Source organism: Bifidobacterium porcinum (assembly GCF_055378475.1).
Genome location: NZ_AP029603.1, coordinates 1538023 through 1554122 on the forward strand (window position 1 = coordinate 1538023; position 16100 = coordinate 1554122).

Below are 16100 nucleotides of genomic sequence, written 5' to 3' on the forward strand. Positions count from 1 at the left end.
TCTTTGATGAATGTACGCTATTCCACGATCATCAAAATCAACTGAAATCATAACATTATCGGCAATCATGAATAATCCCGGGAAAGAAGCAACATCATGCACATCATGAGCATAGTTCTGACAACCCTCGTTGGCATTGAGTTCATATATATCTTCTATCTGGAAACCATCGCGACCACATCCTCATCCACCGCACGCGTGTTTGGCATGACGACCGAAGAGCTATCGCGCGAATCAGTGACCACGCTGTTTCGGAACCAAGGCGTTTACAATCTGCTAATCGGGGTGCTTCTGCTTATCGCCCTGTTCGGATATCAGTCGCAAATGGCGGTCGTATGGCTGCTGGGCTACATCATCGCGGTCGCCGCATACGGCAGCTTTACCAGCAGTCCATGGATCATCCTCAAGCAGGGCGGACTTGCCATTGTTGCATTGATATTCGCACTCGTATTTGGAATCTGACGAGCGGCAGCCCAGCACGGACATGGTGTTCATATGAGAATCGCCGTGTATACGTGTTGCCCATAATGTGAGCATTTTCATCTCTCTCGCCTCGATTGGAAGCGTTCACGTTCTCCAACGATGACGTACCAGATTTTCATACGTGCGGGGCGAGAGGTTGCCTGCCACGGTGGTTCAGATTCGGGTGCCGGTTCTGATGCCGGTGCCGGGCGTGATTGGCGTGGGACGAATTCCGCCTCGGTTGTGTTGTGTCCTGCGCGAATAAATTCGGTGCTAGGCATGATTGGCGTGGAGAGGCCGACCGCATTAATTTTCATCGGCTCCCCGACCTCTCCGCTATGCATTGGTTGTAACTGGCCGTTCATCGTTCATTGGTTGTGAGTGACCGTGCACAACGAATTGGACAGTGCATCGTGATGAGCATCACTTGCTCATCTCCACAGCTTGATTGTGAGTCGCCATCAGCAACGATTCACTATAATGCGCGCGTATCTTGCCGCACCGCAGTCATACGATGTCGGTTGTGAGTCGCCACTCACAACAAGCCCCAATCATCTGTCCAAGTCGAGTCATCCAGAACCGTAATATTGGGGATTGTGAGTCGACACTCACAACCAAAGCCCAACGGCGTATGGCGATTCCCGCTCAGATTCCTCATATGACGCGATTGCGCGTCACCACTCACAACCGACACGCCGGACAATCAACACAATCAATGCACTGCCTCGTTCTGTGCATCGATTGCGAATGACCGCTCACAATCGGCATGAGGACGATGAGTATCGACTGCGAACAACATCCCTGTACCAACGATTGCGAGCCTCCGCATACCACAATCGTAAGAACCGATTGCAGATCGCGAGAACATCCTATGGCATAGTCCTTATTTCAGGCTATGTCGGGCGCCGACAGAAAAAGCACCAATCATCTCCGCATGCATTGCGAGTCGCCACTCACAACCGAGAATGTTGGCGGCTCGAATCGACAATGAAACGGAGACTTTCAGCCGTTGGTTGCAAGTCGCCGCTCACAATCAACGATGTGAGTATCCAAATCGACTCTTGAAAGGTATTTTCCGCCAACTGGTAGTGAGCCATCACTCACAATCACAACATGAGTGAGCAGAATAGTCAGCGAACAGGGTGCATTGCCCTCCTGATGACGAGTCGCCACTCACAATCAGGAATATGGGCATGCCGATTACCCGATGCGAGGGAATATCCAGCACTCGTTTGTAAGCAGTCACTCACAACCAACGATAGGGGGATCCAGACTGACCGCCTCAAGACATACCGCCGCAATCGACTGCGAATTGTCGCTCACAATCAACGATAGAGGCGGCAAGACCGACCATGAGGAGACAGTTTCCGGCAATTGACTGCTAGCCGTCACTCACAATCAGGACAATGGCCAGCGAGAGCATACAGTCCGCTAGATGACACCAGAGGGAACATGCATTCATCGCACCGTGTCCGTATTACGCGCGACATGAGAAACCGCACGACGAACAACCATGAACGACGTTGAACAACTCAGTGCGATAGCCCAGCACCGGACACACTGCACAGCACAAGCAACCACAGTCAGGCAGCAGCCACAGTACCAGCAGCAGCCGCAGCCGGACGGACAGCAGCACAGTCAGGCAGCAGCCACAGTTGAGGCACACAGCATGAGACAGCCACGACAGGGTGCAATTTGCGCGACATATCAATGCAAAACGGGCATCGCGGTGGCAACACCGCGACACCCGTTACGTACACTCCCCCTTGCGTGGGGATGACCGCCGCGAACGCCACTCACTGCAGCGGCGGCGTCAACGTGTTTCAGCGCTGATCCATCGGAACGTAATCGCGCTTCGCCTCACCCGTATACACCTGGCGCGGCCGGCCAATCTTGGTCATCGGGTCGTCCAGCATTTCGCGGTACTGCGCAATCCAGCCAGGGATGCGGCCGAGCGCGAACAGCGTCGTGAACATGGCCGGGTCGAAACCAATCGCGCGGTAAATTAACCCGGTGTAGAAGTCGACGTTCGGGTACAGATGTCGAGAGACGAAATACTCGTCGTTCAACGCGATCTGCTCAAGTTCCGTAGCCACGTCGAACAGCGCGCGCTCATCCTTCGGAAGCTTCAACGTCGCTTCATGCTCCACGATTTTCGTCAGATACGACTTTGCGATGGCCGCGCGCGGGTCGTACGACTTGTACACGCGATGGCCGAGCCCGGCGATGCGCTTGCCGTTGTCCTTGGACCATTCGACGAATTCCTTGACGGTCTTGCCCGAATCGCGGATGGCTTTGAGCTGACGCAGCACCGCCTCGTTCGCACCGCCATGCAACGGACCGGACAGCGCGTTGACACCCGCGGCGACTGCGGAATACAGGTTCGCATGCGCGCTGCCCGCGATTCGCACCACGGAGGTCGAGCAATTCTGTTCATGGTCGGCATGGATGATGAGCAGACGGCCAAGCGCGTGCACATACAGCTGGTCGGATTCGAACGGCTCGTATGGCACGGCAAAGCACATGCGCAGGAAATCGTCGACATAGCCGCGAGAGACGTCCGGATAGAGCATGGGCTCATCGCGACGGCGACGGAAGATGTAGCTGACGATGGTCCGCGCCTTCGCCATGATGATTTCGGCCGCTTCGTCAAGCTGATCGGAATCGTTGACATCCGTGGTGTCAGGGTAGAATGCGGCGAGCGCGTTGATGGCGGAGGCGAGCACGCTCATCGGGTGCGAAGTGCGCGGGAACGACCCCATGAAGGTGCGGAAATCCTCGCCGACCATGGTGCGATGGTTGATGTCGGAGCAGAACTTTTCGTATTGCCGGCGGGTGGGCAGTTCGCCGTGACGCAGCAGCCAGGCGACTTCAAGGAAATCGGACTTTTCGCACAGCTGCTCAATCGGGTAGCCTCGGTAGCGCAGAATCGAGTTGTTGCCGTCGATGAACGTGATTTTTGATTCACATTGCGCGGTCGTCAGGAAACCGGGGTCAAGCGTGACCCACCCGTCGTTGCGCAAATTGGACACGACGATGCCGTCCGGACCCGAGGTCGCTTTGACCAGCGGCAGATCGTACTGTTCGGAATCGATCTTCAACTCGGCTGTCGCCATCAGCTCCCCTTTCTGTTGGATACGTGCGCACCCGCCAATCGGCATCGTTCAAGCTGTCTTGAATGGTTCAGACGCCTCGAACGTCTCAAACGCCGACGACACAATGCTGCCGATAACGCAACGGCGGTCACATATGCGCGCGCTGGAGTGTGTTCATCATAACAGACCGCGCCAAGACCATGCTCGCGCTGTCTTGCACAACGGTCACTTTCTCATCGCAATCGCCGCAGGGTTTCAGCAAAACGCGCTGATTTCACGGTTTGCTCCGACCATGAGAATTTCACAGATTCTGTGGATTGGGGCGTAAGGCGAGGGCGGTGAATAACCGAATTACCCTTGAGAATTCCGCAAATCCGGCGGATTGCAATATTGCGATGGACACCATGCAGCGATGAAACACCGCAGGGGCGGGACGTCGCGAACGGCCCACCCCTGTCAGTCAATCAGCGATGCGCAGACATGCGTAGCGTAACCTAGCGTTGCGTTGACACCGTTTCGGCTTTGCGTCGGCCTTGCACAGACCCTACGCCAACCTTACGCAGACGACCTTGCGCCGCATCGCTGCAACCTTGTATCACTCGTCACGAGCGGTGAGAATCACCGGACCGTTCTCGGTGATGGCGATGGTGTGCTCGGTGTGCGCGCCGCGCGAACCATCGGCGGAACGCAACGTCCAGCCGTCCTTCGGATCCTGGTAGATCTCGTCGGTGGTCTTCATGAACCACGGTTCGATCGCGATGACCAGCCCCGGGCGCAGCTTGTAGCCGTGATGCGCTTTGCCATCGTTGGCGACGTGCGGATCGCCGTGCATGATATGACCCACGCCGTGGCCGCCGAACTCGAGGTTCACGGTGTAGCCCTGCTCGTGCGCAACATCGCCGATGGCTGCAGAGATATCACCGAGACGGTTGCCCGGCTGAGCTTGCGCGATGCCGGCGGCGAGCGCATCCTCAGTGCATTTGATCAGGCGCAAGTCCTCGGGATCCTTGTTCTTGCCGACCACGAAGCTGATGGCGGAGTCGCCGACCCACCCGTCGACGCTGATTGCCAGGTCGAGGCTGACCAGATCGCCGTCTTTCAGGTCATAATCATAGGGGACGCCGTGCAGCACGGCATCGTTGACAGAAATGCAGATGTAATGCTTGAACGGGCCAGTGCCGAAATCCGGGGCGTAATCCACGTAGCAGGATTCTGCACCCTTACGGCTTTCGATGCGGCGGCGGACGTAATCGTCGATGTCAAGCAGATTGGTTCCCACGCCGGTCTGGGCGCGCAGTTCCTTGAGAATGCTGCCGACAAAATGGCCGGCAGGCTTCATTGCTTCGATTTCCTGAGGTGTTTTCAGTTCGATCATAATTGCAACCCTACTTCGTGCGGCTTACAAAGCAAGCCGTTGCCTTGAAGCCAGACGGCGAACCGTTGACTGGAACGAGCGGGCCGCCTGTCAGTTGCGGCAGGCGGCCCGCTCGTTCCAATGACTGTTCTTCAGCTACGTTCAGCGCTTGCTGGGTTTGCCGAAGGTGAACGCACGCACGATTGCACTGACACCGAGCACAATGAGCGTGATGCCGCCGAAAATCATCAGCGTCAACGCCGACGGCCCCGGCCAGAACAGGATTGCGATGCCCGCGATAATCGAAATGATCGCGTAGAAGATCGCCCATCCCTGCTTCGGCAGCATCCAGGACTCGGTCAGTGCCATAATGCCTTCAATGATCCAGCAGATGCCAACGGTCAAGGTGATGACGATAAGCAGGGTCTGCGCGGACAACGCCGTGTACTTGAACATGATGACGCCGCCAATGGTCAGCAGCAGGCCGACGATGATATCAAGCACACGCCATCCGGCGGGCAGACCGAGTTCGACAATGGCGCTGACGATACGCACCACGCCGGCGACAACGAAGAATACACCCAGCGCGATGGCCGCGACGACCAGGGTCTTGCCCGGCCATACCAGCAACGCGACACCGAGGATGACGGCGACGATGCCAATCAGCCCATAGGCTCCGCGGATGGTGTTCTTCGCACGCTGCGGCAGCATCTCCTCGACCAGACGGAACGGGTTGAACGAATACTGGTTCCCGTCGTCGGATTCAGGATTCTGGCCCGCATTCGGGTTGGGGTTGTTGGCATACGGTCCATAAGGATTCTGATTCATATTCTGATCAGTCATGACTACTCCTTTCCTTACAGGCACCGGATTTTGCCTACATTTCGTATTGTATTCGTGCACGATGGTCTTGTGGGGCAACGACATGCGCAGTATTGTCTGGTTTCTTGCGCTCGTGCCCGCGCTCTGGGTGCCAGCTGCTCCACCCGCCCAGTACCGCTGACGGAACAATGCCGGATTGTCACCGAATCTGGCTAGGGTGAAGCTATGAGCAACGCTTTGGTTTCCGGCCTTGACCCGGCCTCTTTCTCCTCCGTTATCAAGCCCGCCGACGACCTGTTCCGTTACGTGAACGGGCCTTGGATCGACACCTATCGTCTTCCCGATGACCGTTCCCGCTATGGCTCCTTCGACAAGCTCGCAGAGAACGCCGAAAGCCAGATTCGCGACATCCTTGAGGATGACGATTGCCCCGCGACGAAGTCCCGTGCCCTCTACCACGCGTTCTGCGACACCGATGCCGTGGACGCCGCTGGCATTGAGCCGATTCGCCCCGATCTTGATGCCATCGACCATGCCGCGGATAAGACCGCGCTCACCCGCGTGCTCGGCTCATTGAACCCGACCGGGGGACCGGACCTGTTCGCGATGGCGATATATGGCGACCCGGGAGACCCCGAGCATAACATCGTACACATCGAACAGGCGGGCATCGGCTTGCCGGATGAGGCGTACTACCGCGAGGATCATTACGCCCCGGTCCGCGAACAGTACATGGCGATGGTCGCCAAGCAACTGCGCCAGGCCGGGTACGGCGACGAGCTGGAATCCGAAGAACAGGCGAAGCGCTTCCTTGAGGTTGAGACCGCCATCGCTTCGCACCATTGGGACAACGTGGCCACAAGGGATTCGCAGAAAACCTACAATCCCACTGACTACGCGGCATTGAGCGAGTCGCTGGAGCATTTCGGCCTATCCGATTGGGTGGACGCATGGCAGACGGCATACGACGCGACGACGGCAGGCAAGGCACAACCGCTTGATTTCAAGACGATTGTGCAACATACGATCGTACATGAACCGAGCTTCCTGTCCGGGCTTGACGTATTCTGGGCGGCAAGCGACTTGGATGACCTCAAGCTGTGGGCACGCGTCCACACCATCATCGGATGGGCGGGCATGCTCAGCCAGGAGTTCGACGAGACGAATTTCGCGTTCTATGGCAAGGTGCTCTCCGGAGCCAAACAGCAGCGTGACCGGTGGAAGCGTGGCGTTTCGCTGGTCAACGGCGTGTGCGGTGAGGACGTCGGGCGCGAATACGTCAAACGTCACTTCCCCGAAAGCTCCAAGCAGCGCATGGAACAGCTCGTCGGGAATCTGATTGACGCCTACCGCGTGTCCATCAGTACCAGCGACTGGCTGAGCGAAGCGACCAAGGGCAAGGCGCTGGAAAAGCTCTCAAAGTTCACCGCGAAAATCGGGTATACCAGTCATTGGCGTGACTACGCCGCCCTTGACGTACGCGATGACGCCGGACTTGTGGACAATATGCGTGCCGCGTCCCTGTACGAGAACGGGTATCAACTGTCCAAGGCCGGCAAGCCTGTGGACCGTGATGAGTGGCTGATGAATCCGCAGACGGTCAACGCCTATTATGAGCCGTCACTGAATGTCATCGTGTTCCCGGCAGCAATTCTGCAGCCTCCTTTCTTCAATCCCGAAGCCGATGACGCAGCGAACTACGGTGGTATCGGTGCCGTCATCGGCCATGAAATCGGCCATGGCTTCGATGACCAGGGCAGCCAGTACGACGGCGACGGCAAACTCAACAACTGGTGGACCGACGAGGACCGTGAGCACTTCGAGCAGCGGACCAAGGCGCTCATCGAGCAGTACAACGGTTTCGTGCCGAGCCAGCTCGTCGAGAAGTACGCCGACGAGCCGGACAAAGCCCCACACGTCAACGGCGCGCTGACCATTGGTGAGAACATCGGCGACCTGGGCGGCGTGAATATCGCGCTCAAGGCATACGCCTTCGCCCTCGACGCCGCTGCCGGCAAACCGGAGGACGGCTCCACCGACGCCATCAAGGCAGCACTCGATACCGCGCCCGTCATCGACGGTTTCACAGGGCTTCAGCGTTTCTTCCTGAGCTACGCCTCGATTTGGCGGACCAAGCAGCGCGACGAACTCGCTGAGCAGTACCTGCAGATCGACCCCCACTCCCCCGCAGAATTCCGCACCAATGGCATCGTGCGCAATGTCGATTTGTTCTACACGGCGTTCAACGTGCAGCCCGAGGACGCGATGTGGCTCGACCCCGACAAGCGGGTACGCATCTGGTGATGCCACCTATGTGCCGATAGGGCGCACGATTGCAGCCGCCGGACCATGCACCGCCGCCATATTCCGTCGTGTCGCGGATATGACCAGCCGGCAGTATTCCTCCCCACCACGTGGCCACGAAGACTCCTACATGTCTTCGTGGCCATTCTTGTTTGCCTGATTTCAAGCCGTCCCTGGTCAAAATACCTCCTCAGGAGGGTTCTCATCATCTTCGGGCGTGGGATATGTTTCATCCTCAGCCGCTTGGGACTGTTGCGGCTCAGCGAATGGATCTCGCGGAAGACCCCCTTGGTTTTGCCCGGCGGAGGCTTCCGGAGGCACGGCTCCCTGATTAGGCGCACCTGACATGGAAGCCTGCTGCATTTGCGGTTGTCCCTGCGGCTGCTGCTGTTCCTGCGGTTGCGTCGACGTCCCAGGCGCCGGTACCCCGGACGCAAATCCTGATTTCTGCTTGGTGAACTGCGATACCCCAAGTCCAAGATCATGGCCGATGGAAGCCGCTTCGATGACCGTTCTGGAATGGGTTTCGCCATCACGCTCCCACTGCTCGTTCGCCAACGTGCCCGACACAATAATCGGATCGCCTTTATGCACGCTCGTCAGCACATTGCGCGCCAACGCGCGGAATGCCTTGACCGTAATCCATATGGTCGGGCGGTCCCTCCATTCCTTTGCGGAGTTGTCGAAATAGCGGCGAGTACACCCGATCCTGAACGAACAGGCGGGCACATCCTTGCCGAAATTGACCGGGTCGGAACCGGCGTATCCATTGATGGTTATCAGACCTTGCTGCACCATTGCTTTCCCCCTCATGATTGCGAATCCATGACTGCGATATGTGGACTGCAGCCGCGACGGGGACACGTCCTACCACACAACTGGAGATTGGAGCGAGGAGAGAAGCCTGTCGTATTGCAGGATGTCACCGTCGCGTCTGCGGTACTATTCATTCTTCCGGATGGCATGGGTACTGCGCCAGCCAATCGGAAAATGTGGTCAAAAGATGTGTTCAACTAGCGAAATCCGCAGAATATCAAGGAAAAGTGAGAAACGGCGGAATGTGGATAACTCACGATACCGGTGTTGCTTCGCGTCCGTCGATGTGTTACGAGTCATAAGGACAGCCGGTTTGAACGAGAACGTCGACTGGGAATGCCTTCGGCGTCGCTGCTCGCAACCAGGTTGAGATACCACACACCCCCAGCAACATTGGCAAGGTCCCACCGTTCCACCGTAACCGGTTTAGGTAGTGGCGCCAGCAGCCTAACGCGCACATGTCGTCGGCGCAATGAGGTTTTCAGGAAAGTCGCTCGGCTGGAAGCCGCCGAGAACAGTCGTTCAGGCGAGGACGCCGATTTGACAAACCCAGCGAATCCAATGAATTTCACAAATCCCGTACGAATCCCGCAGCTCCCGCAAATCGCACGAATCCTGCGAATCCGGTAAATCCCCGGCGCCCACACGCAGTGGCGGGCGCACCTTACTCAGATGACGCCCGCCACAGGTTGAATCATGTCTGCGCGCACACGCACGGAACACGAATCACATCATGCCGTACTCTTGCCGTACGTTGTCTGTGCGATACCCGGCCTCTACTTGCCAAGCAACGCGGCAAGACGATCGGCGATGGTCTGCGCAGCCGCATCGACGGCGACAGCCTCGGAGTTCGAACCGTCACGGTCGCGGACCTCGATTGTGCCGTTGTTGACCGTGTCACGGCCGACGACAGCGACCAGCGGCACACCAATCAGCTCGGCATCCTTGAACTTGACGCCCGGGGAGACCTTCTTGCGGTCGTCGTACAGCACCTCGATACCGCGCGCTTCAAGTTCGGCGACCAGCTTTTCGGCGGCGTCGAAGGCCTCGGCGTTCTTGCCGGTGGCGAGGACATGCACCTGGGCCGGGGCGATGACCGCAGGCCAGGCCAGACCCTTGTCGTCATGATGGGTTTCGGCGACGCACGCGAGCACACGGCTGACGCCGATACCGTAGCAGCCCATCCACACCGGGACGGCTTTGCCGTTCTGATCAAGGACCTTCAGGCCAAGCGCGTTGGAATACTTGAGACCAAGTTGGAAGACCTGACCGATTTCCACGCCGCGTTCGAAGCTCAGCGGGCCGGAACCATCCGGGCTCATATCGCCATGGCGGACCTCGACGGCCTCGACAGTGCCGTCGGCGGTGAAATCACGGCCGTACACGAGGTTGTAGTAGTCGACTTCATGTTCGTCGGCGCCGGTGAACCACGCGGAACCGTGGGCGATATGCGCGTCAACGAAATAGCGGATCGGGTGCTCGACACCGCGCGCCGCAGCCTGCGGGCCAAGGGCCATCGGGCCGATATAGCCGCGGACCAGCTCCGGATGTGCTTTCAAGTCATCCTCGGTCGCTTCCTCAATCTCGGCGGGGGTGAACTGGGCTTCCAGACGCTTCATATCGACAACGCGATCGCCGGGCACACCGACAACCACGAGTTCGCGCCACGGCTTATCATGGTCGGCATCCTCAGGGTGTTTGACGGCGATGACCACATTCTTCAGGATGTCACTCGCCCGCCACTGACGGCCGTCGCTGCGCGGATGGTCCTCATTGGCGCGCGCGACCATATTGTCAATGCTCATCGCATCAGGGGTCGGTACCTTCTCGGCGGCAGGAGTGTCGGAATAATCCTCGACCGGCGGTTCCGGCGTGGTCAGCGCCTCTACGTTCCAAGCCTTGCCGGACGGGGCAAGCGCGAAGGTGTCCTCGCCAATCGGCATCGGGGCAAGGAACTCCTCGGACGCGGATCCGCCCATTGGGCCGGACATGGCGAACACCGGGACATACTTCAAATCAAGACGGGTGAAGATGCGCTCGTAGGCGCCGCGCTCGTCCATATAGGCCTTGCGCATGCCTTCCTCGTCGACCGTGAAGGAGTAGGCGTCCTTCATGATGAACTCGCGGCCGCGAATCAGACCGGCGCGAGGACGGAACTCGTCACGGTACTTGGTCTGGATCTGGTACAGCGTCACCGGCAGGTCTTTGTATGAGGAGTACATGTCCTTGACCAGCAGGGTGAACATCTCTTCGTGCGTCGGAGCCAGCAGGTAATCCGCACCATGACGGTCCTTCAGACGGAAGATGTTCTCGCCGTACTCTTCCCAGCGATGGGTCGCCTCATAGGGCTCGCGAGGCAGCAGAGCCGGGAAATGCACTTCCTGGGCGCCGATGCCGTTGATTTCCTCACGGATGATTCCTTCGATCTTGTCGAGAACGCGCAAACCGAGCGGCAGCCACGTCCAGATGCCGGGAGCGGCTTTGCGGATGTACCCGGCGCGTTGCAGCAGTTTTGCGGAATCGACGTCCGCATCGGCGGGATCCTCGCGCAGCGTGCGCAGGAACAGCGTAGACATACGAAGTGCTTTGGAACTCATGAATCCCAAGGTATTCGCGTTATGGGACATTATGGTCGGCAAGGCTTCGGCAGATACGAAGCGATCCGAGACGGTGCAGTGGCTGATAACGTCATGGGCGCCACTGCCGGGCGTCACCGTATTCCATGACCGCCGAGGGGAATGCCCCAGGACGATACCCCAGCCTGAGCACGATGCCCCCAAGTGCCGGTGTCTATGGCCTCGCGCTTGAGACATGCCCGATGCGGCCTGCGCACAGCAACCGTCGCCGATACAGGGGTGCCGCGTACCCGCGGCATCAGGGACGGGTTCGTGTTCATCCGCGGTGTTCTGCGGCGATCTGCGGTACGACAGCCATGCGCCCGCCGCGAGAGATACCACAATCCGGAATCGGGAATCTGGTTCGGGAATCCAGTCGAGCGGCCTGTGCGTCGTTCGGCCCGCTTGCTGATTGACTGTCTGCCGGCGCCCCCGCCGACGACGAGGCGCATGAGCGCTGTATCCGAACCGCCGTCTTCCCGTCAGCCTCCGATCGATCGAATTCGGTGAATCAACCGACATCAACCAATTGGTTGGTATATCAATGATGATTACGTTCGCATTAAAAAACGACACGCGTAAAACGTTTCACGCTTGTCGTTAAACGTTTAATGTCCTATCATGAGATATGCAAACGGAAAACGACACGGACGTCAGCAGCAAGCAATACGAACAACACATTCCATACCAGCCTGCGCCGCTGCATCCCAGCTGATTCCCGTAGCGCCACAAACAACAAGTAAAGTTGAAGGACAGAGAAAATGACACGAAGAAGTGTACAGATGGCCATCGCGGCCATCGCAACGGCAGCCATGCTCATTCCGCTCGCCGCATGCGGCGGAAACGGCAAGGCGACCACCGATGCCAACGGCAAGCCGATCGTCACCATCCAAGTCAGGCGCAACGTCACCGACAACCCGATGAAGAAGACCCAATTCTCCAAGGATCTCGAAGCCGCCTGCAATTGCACGATCAACTGGCAGGAGATCAGCGATAACGCATGGGGCCAGCAGAAGTCCGCCAAGATGGCTGCCGGCGACTTCCCCGACATCGGCCTGGCGTTGTACGACTCCACCGACGTCACCAAGTATTCCTCACAGTTCGAGGACATGTCCAAGGACCTGTCCAAGCTGCCGAACGTCCAGAAGTTCTTCAAGGCGCAGCCCGATGCCAAGAAGTTCGCAGAAGACAACGGCCACCTGTATCTGCTCCCCTCCGACCGTGGCAAGGGCTACCGCGTCTCCGCCACGCATATGTTCATCAACAAGACCTGGCTTGACAAGCTCGGCCTGCCAGTCCCGACCACTTGGGGCGAGCTGAAGACCACGCTTGAGGCCTTCAAGACCAAGGATCCGAACGGCAACGGCAAGGCCGATGAGGTCCCGATGAACATCCGCGGCTTGGGCTTCGGTCTGTGGAGCCCGCTGACGCTGATGAACTCCACCGGCCTGACCACGAGCTTCATGGGCGCCTCCGCATCCAGCCAAGGCTACTATGTCAAGAACGGCAAGGTCGCCAGCTACCTGACCTCTCCCGAACTCAAGGACACCATCAGCTACCTGCACTCACTGATGGCCGAAGGACTTATCCCGAAGGACGCGCTGACCCGCGACGCCTCCAAGTACAACTCGCAGACCATCAGCGACGGCAAGACCGCCATCAGCGGTGTCACCTTCGGCTGGTCCAACTACTCGGAGTTCGGTGACAAGCTCGCCGATCAGTACATCACCCTCCCTCCGCTTAAGCAGAAGGCCTCCGACCCGGACTCCCAGGTCAAGTGGGATTACTCGCAGCCGGCAGCTGAATACGCCTACGTGCTCAGCCTCAACCCGAAGACCGCGAACAAGGATGCAGCGCTCAAGCTCATCAACGCGATGTACAGCGAAAAGCTCTCCGTCTCCGGCTTCTACGGCTCCATCCCGGATATCGTGACCGACAACGGCAACCACACCTACACCATCGACAAGGCCAAGGCCTACGCCGAGTACCCGGACACCCGCGCCGTCGCACTCCAGGATCGCTTCGCCGGCTGGATTCCCGATAACGTGACGATCGTCAACGACACCAACGCCGAGCAGGTCACCGCCAGCGACCAGGCCGTGCGTGAAACCATCAAGAAGAACGTCGACCCGGTCAAGGACGTCATCCCGATCTGGGTGCACCCGGACAGCGAAGACATGGACACCCTGTCAAACAACAACACCGCGATCTTCAACTACACCGACAACCAGCTGGCCAAGTGGGTGCAGAAGGGCGGCATCGACAGCGAGTGGAGCGACTACCTCAAGAAAGTCAAGGAACCGACACTCGGCCTCGACACCAACATCAAGATCTGGCAGAAGTACCACGACAAGCAGGCCTGACGCCACATCCTGACAATCACGAATAACTGAACCGGCAACGCGCCTTGGGTGTACCGCACAACGCGCTAACACCCAAGGCGGAGACCACGACACCACTTACCCTTGAATCCTTGAACGGTGGAGGGGTCGCTCCCCTCCACCCCTCCTCTTTTTCCCATGCCGATGATCGCATACCAGGCTCCAGACAGTAGCCAACGCACTTCACCGGCCCGGTGAACACATAGAACAACCAACCATTGGAGCTAACATGGCTACGCAATCTCTCAGCGCAACGCCTGCCGCGCCTGCACAGGACAGCCGGCGGCCATCCAGCGTTGCATCAGGCACCACAAAGAAGCCCAATATTTTCAAACGAATCGCCCAGCATTTCCGTCGCTATTGGGAACTGTGGCTGCTCAGCGCCCCCGCACTCATCTTCGTGGCGATCTTCGCCTACGTGCCGATGTGGGGCATTCAGCTCGCCTTCCGCAAGTTCGACCCGGACAAAGGCCTGACCGGCGGCGATTGGGTTGGATTCTACTACTTCAACCAGTTCTTCCACTCCCCGCTGTTCGGCGAAATCATGACCAACACCATCCGCATCAGCCTGTGGACCCTGGTCATGGGCTTCATCTTCCCGATCATCCTCGCACTGCTCATCAACCAGATTCACTCCACCAAGGTCAAGGGCTTCGTCCAGACCGTCACCTACATGCCACACTTCATCTCCGTCGTGGTCATCGTCTCGATGCTCAACATCTTCCTGACCCCCGGCAGCGGCATCATCGGCCGTTTCCTCGGCCCTGAAAGCGTCATGGGCAACCCGAAGGCGATCACTTCCGTCTACTGGATTTCTGAAGTCTGGCAGCATTGCGGATGGAACTCCATCATCTATCTCGCCGCACTCGCCGGCGTGGACACGTCCCTGTATGAAGCGGCCAAAATCGATGGCGCAGGACGCTGGCAGCTGATCCGCACCGTTGATATCCCCGCGATCATGCCGACCGCAGGCATCCTGCTCATCCTGAGCATGGGCAGCGTCTTGAACGTCGGCTTCGACAAGATCTTCCTGATGCAGAACTCGCTGAACCTGCCCGCCACCGAGGTCATCTCGACCTACACCTACAAAATCGGTATTCTCAACAGCCAGTTCTCGTATTCCACCGCAATCGGCCTGTTCAATACGGTCGTCAACTTCGTCTTCTTGATCACGGCGAACGCGATCTCCAAGAAGATCTCTGAAACCAGCATTTTCTAGGAGCCAACCATGTCGACAACAACAGTTACGCCAGCCCCGAAAACCTCGGGCGATGAAATCCCCTGGAACAAACACCAGCACCAGCATCTGACCCCAGGCGACTGGGTGACCTCGATCATCATCTACGGGCTCATCGCTCTGGCGGTGATCGCGGTCCTGTACCCGCTCTGGTTCGTGGTCATCGCGTCCTTCTCCAACCCGAACAAGGTCGCCGCCGGCGACGTGTTCCTCCTGCCGAAAGGCGTCACCTTCGTCGGCTACGCCAAAGTGTTCGCGAACGCCCGCATCTGGCGCGGCTACCTCAACACCATCATCTACTCGGTGGTCGGCACCGCGGTGAACCTCGCGGTCACCATCCCCTGCGCGTTCGCCCTGTCCCGCAAGGAATTCAAGCCGCGTCGCGTCATCCTGTTCCTGTTCACCGTCACGATGTTCATCGCCGGCGGCCTGATCCCGAACTACTTGCTGTACAAGCAGCTCGGCCTGCTCAACTCCATGTGGGTCTTCATCCTCCCAGGCGCGGTCAGCGTGTACAACGTCATCGTGGCGCGTTCCTTCTTCGAAACCTCAATTCCTGAAGAACTGTTCGAAGCCGCCCAGCTGGATGGCGAAAGCTACCTCGGCTACTTCTTCAGGATCGTGATCCCGCTGAGCTCCGCGATTCTCGCCGTCATCGGCCTGTACTACTTCGTCGGCCACTGGAACGACTTCATGACAGGCTTGATCTTCATCACCGATGATGAGAAGCAACCGTTGCAAGTCGTGCTCCAGCAGCTGCTGCTCGTTGCGCAAGGCACCGCGACCAACGTCGATGCCGCAGCCCAGCAACAGGCCGCCGACCAGATCAAGTTCGGCATCATCATCGTTTCGACGCTGCCGCTTATGGTCATCTACCCGTTCCTGCAGAAGTACTTCAACAAGGGCGTCATGCTCGGAGCGGTCAAGGGCTGAGCCCACAACGCACTTGCCGGGATGTCGTTATCCCCTTTGCGGCATCCCGGCGATTTCTCGAACCGCGGGCGCAACGGTCTC

10 protein-coding genes are annotated in these 16100 nt (G+C 58.4%); 5 read left to right on the plus strand and 5 right to left on the minus strand.

The features are described 5' to 3' along the window. Positions 1 to 105: 105 nt before the first annotated feature. Positions 106 to 462, plus strand: coding sequence for a DUF1304 domain-containing protein (locus tag ACZ41G_RS06075; RefSeq protein ID WP_464144944.1), 357 nt, complete (start codon positions 106 to 108; stop codon positions 460 to 462). A 1823-nt stretch (positions 463 to 2285) separates the two neighbouring features. Here ACZ41G_RS06075 and ACZ41G_RS06080 read toward each other — a convergent pair. The 3 genes from ACZ41G_RS06080 to ACZ41G_RS06090 all read right to left on the minus strand — a co-directional run bounded on the left by ACZ41G_RS06080 (position 2286) and on the right by ACZ41G_RS06090 (position 5754). Beyond that, entirely contained in the window at positions 2286 to 3578 is a 1293-nt protein-coding gene (locus ACZ41G_RS06080; RefSeq protein ID WP_412170577.1) for a citrate synthase, read from the minus strand. 574 nt (positions 3579 to 4152) lie between these two features. Further along, positions 4153 to 4932, minus strand: a complete 780-nt coding sequence (gene map, locus ACZ41G_RS06085; protein ID WP_015450800.1) for a type I methionyl aminopeptidase — start codon at positions 4930 to 4932, stop codon at positions 4153 to 4155. A gap of 141 nt (positions 4933 to 5073) precedes the next feature. Further along, entirely contained in the window at positions 5074 to 5754 is a 681-nt protein-coding gene (locus tag ACZ41G_RS06090; RefSeq protein WP_321047013.1) for an HdeD family acid-resistance protein, read from the minus strand. 204 nt (positions 5755 to 5958) lie between these two features. On the opposite strand from ACZ41G_RS06090, the gene ACZ41G_RS06095 reads away from it, so the two are divergent. Then, positions 5959 to 8037, plus strand: coding sequence for a M13 family metallopeptidase (locus ACZ41G_RS06095; protein WP_412170575.1), 2079 nt, complete (start codon positions 5959 to 5961; stop codon positions 8035 to 8037). Positions 8038 to 8214: 177 nt separating this feature from the next. Here ACZ41G_RS06095 and ACZ41G_RS06100 read toward each other — a convergent pair whose 3' ends face one another. Both ACZ41G_RS06100 and ACZ41G_RS06105 read right to left on the minus strand, forming a co-directional pair. Continuing rightward, on the minus strand, positions 8215 to 8850 hold the full coding sequence (locus tag ACZ41G_RS06100) for a single-stranded DNA-binding protein (RefSeq protein WP_441481857.1): 636 nt from the start codon (positions 8848 to 8850) through the stop codon (positions 8215 to 8217). Between the two features lie 779 nt (positions 8851 to 9629). Beyond that, positions 9630 to 11450 carry a proline--tRNA ligase gene (locus ACZ41G_RS06105; protein ID WP_464144946.1) on the minus strand — a complete coding sequence of 607 codons (1821 nt, stop codon included), beginning with the start codon at positions 11448 to 11450 and terminating at the stop codon, positions 9630 to 9632. A 779-nt stretch (positions 11451 to 12229) separates the two neighbouring features. Between ACZ41G_RS06105 and ACZ41G_RS06110 the strand changes: the two genes are divergently transcribed. From ACZ41G_RS06110 to ACZ41G_RS06120, 3 genes are all read left to right on the plus strand, one after another. Next, positions 12230 to 13831, plus strand: coding sequence for a type 2 periplasmic-binding domain-containing protein (locus tag ACZ41G_RS06110; protein WP_464144948.1), 1602 nt, complete (start codon positions 12230 to 12232; stop codon positions 13829 to 13831). A gap of 247 nt (positions 13832 to 14078) precedes the next feature. Then, positions 14079 to 15068: an ABC transporter permease gene (locus ACZ41G_RS06115; RefSeq protein WP_321047008.1), complete on the plus strand. Its 990-nt coding sequence runs from the start codon at positions 14079 to 14081 to the stop codon at positions 15066 to 15068. A gap of 9 nt (positions 15069 to 15077) precedes the next feature. Beyond that, complete coding sequence (locus ACZ41G_RS06120; RefSeq protein ID WP_412170572.1) at positions 15078 to 16019, plus strand: carbohydrate ABC transporter permease; 942 nt, start codon at positions 15078 to 15080, stop codon at positions 16017 to 16019. The last annotated feature ends 81 nt before the right edge of the window (positions 16020 to 16100 follow it).

Bases quoted from the DNA above. Each gene is read 5' to 3' on its own strand.
- ACZ41G_RS06075 (WP_464144944.1), top strand. From the start codon at position 106: ATGAGCATAGTTCTGACAACCCTCGTTGGCATTGAGTTCATATATATC.
- ACZ41G_RS06080 (WP_412170577.1), bottom strand. From the start codon at position 3,578: ATGGCGACAGCCGAGTTGAAGATCGATTCCGAACAGTACGATCTGCCG.
- map (WP_015450800.1), bottom strand. From the start codon at position 4,932: ATGATCGAACTGAAAACACCTCAGGAAATCGAAGCAATGAAGCCTGCC.
- ACZ41G_RS06090 (WP_321047013.1), bottom strand. From the start codon at position 5,754: ATGACTGATCAGAATATGAATCAGAATCCTTATGGACCGTATGCCAAC.
- ACZ41G_RS06095 (WP_412170575.1), top strand. From the start codon at position 5,959: ATGAGCAACGCTTTGGTTTCCGGCCTTGACCCGGCCTCTTTCTCCTCC.
- ACZ41G_RS06100 (WP_441481857.1), bottom strand. From the start codon at position 8,850: ATGAGGGGGAAAGCAATGGTGCAGCAAGGTCTGATAACCATCAATGGA.
- ACZ41G_RS06105 (WP_464144946.1), bottom strand. From the start codon at position 11,450: ATGAGTTCCAAAGCACTTCGTATGTCTACGCTGTTCCTGCGCACGCTG.
- ACZ41G_RS06110 (WP_464144948.1), top strand. From the start codon at position 12,230: ATGACACGAAGAAGTGTACAGATGGCCATCGCGGCCATCGCAACGGCA.
- ACZ41G_RS06115 (WP_321047008.1), top strand. From the start codon at position 14,079: ATGGCTACGCAATCTCTCAGCGCAACGCCTGCCGCGCCTGCACAGGAC.
- ACZ41G_RS06120 (WP_412170572.1), top strand. From the start codon at position 15,078: ATGTCGACAACAACAGTTACGCCAGCCCCGAAAACCTCGGGCGATGAA.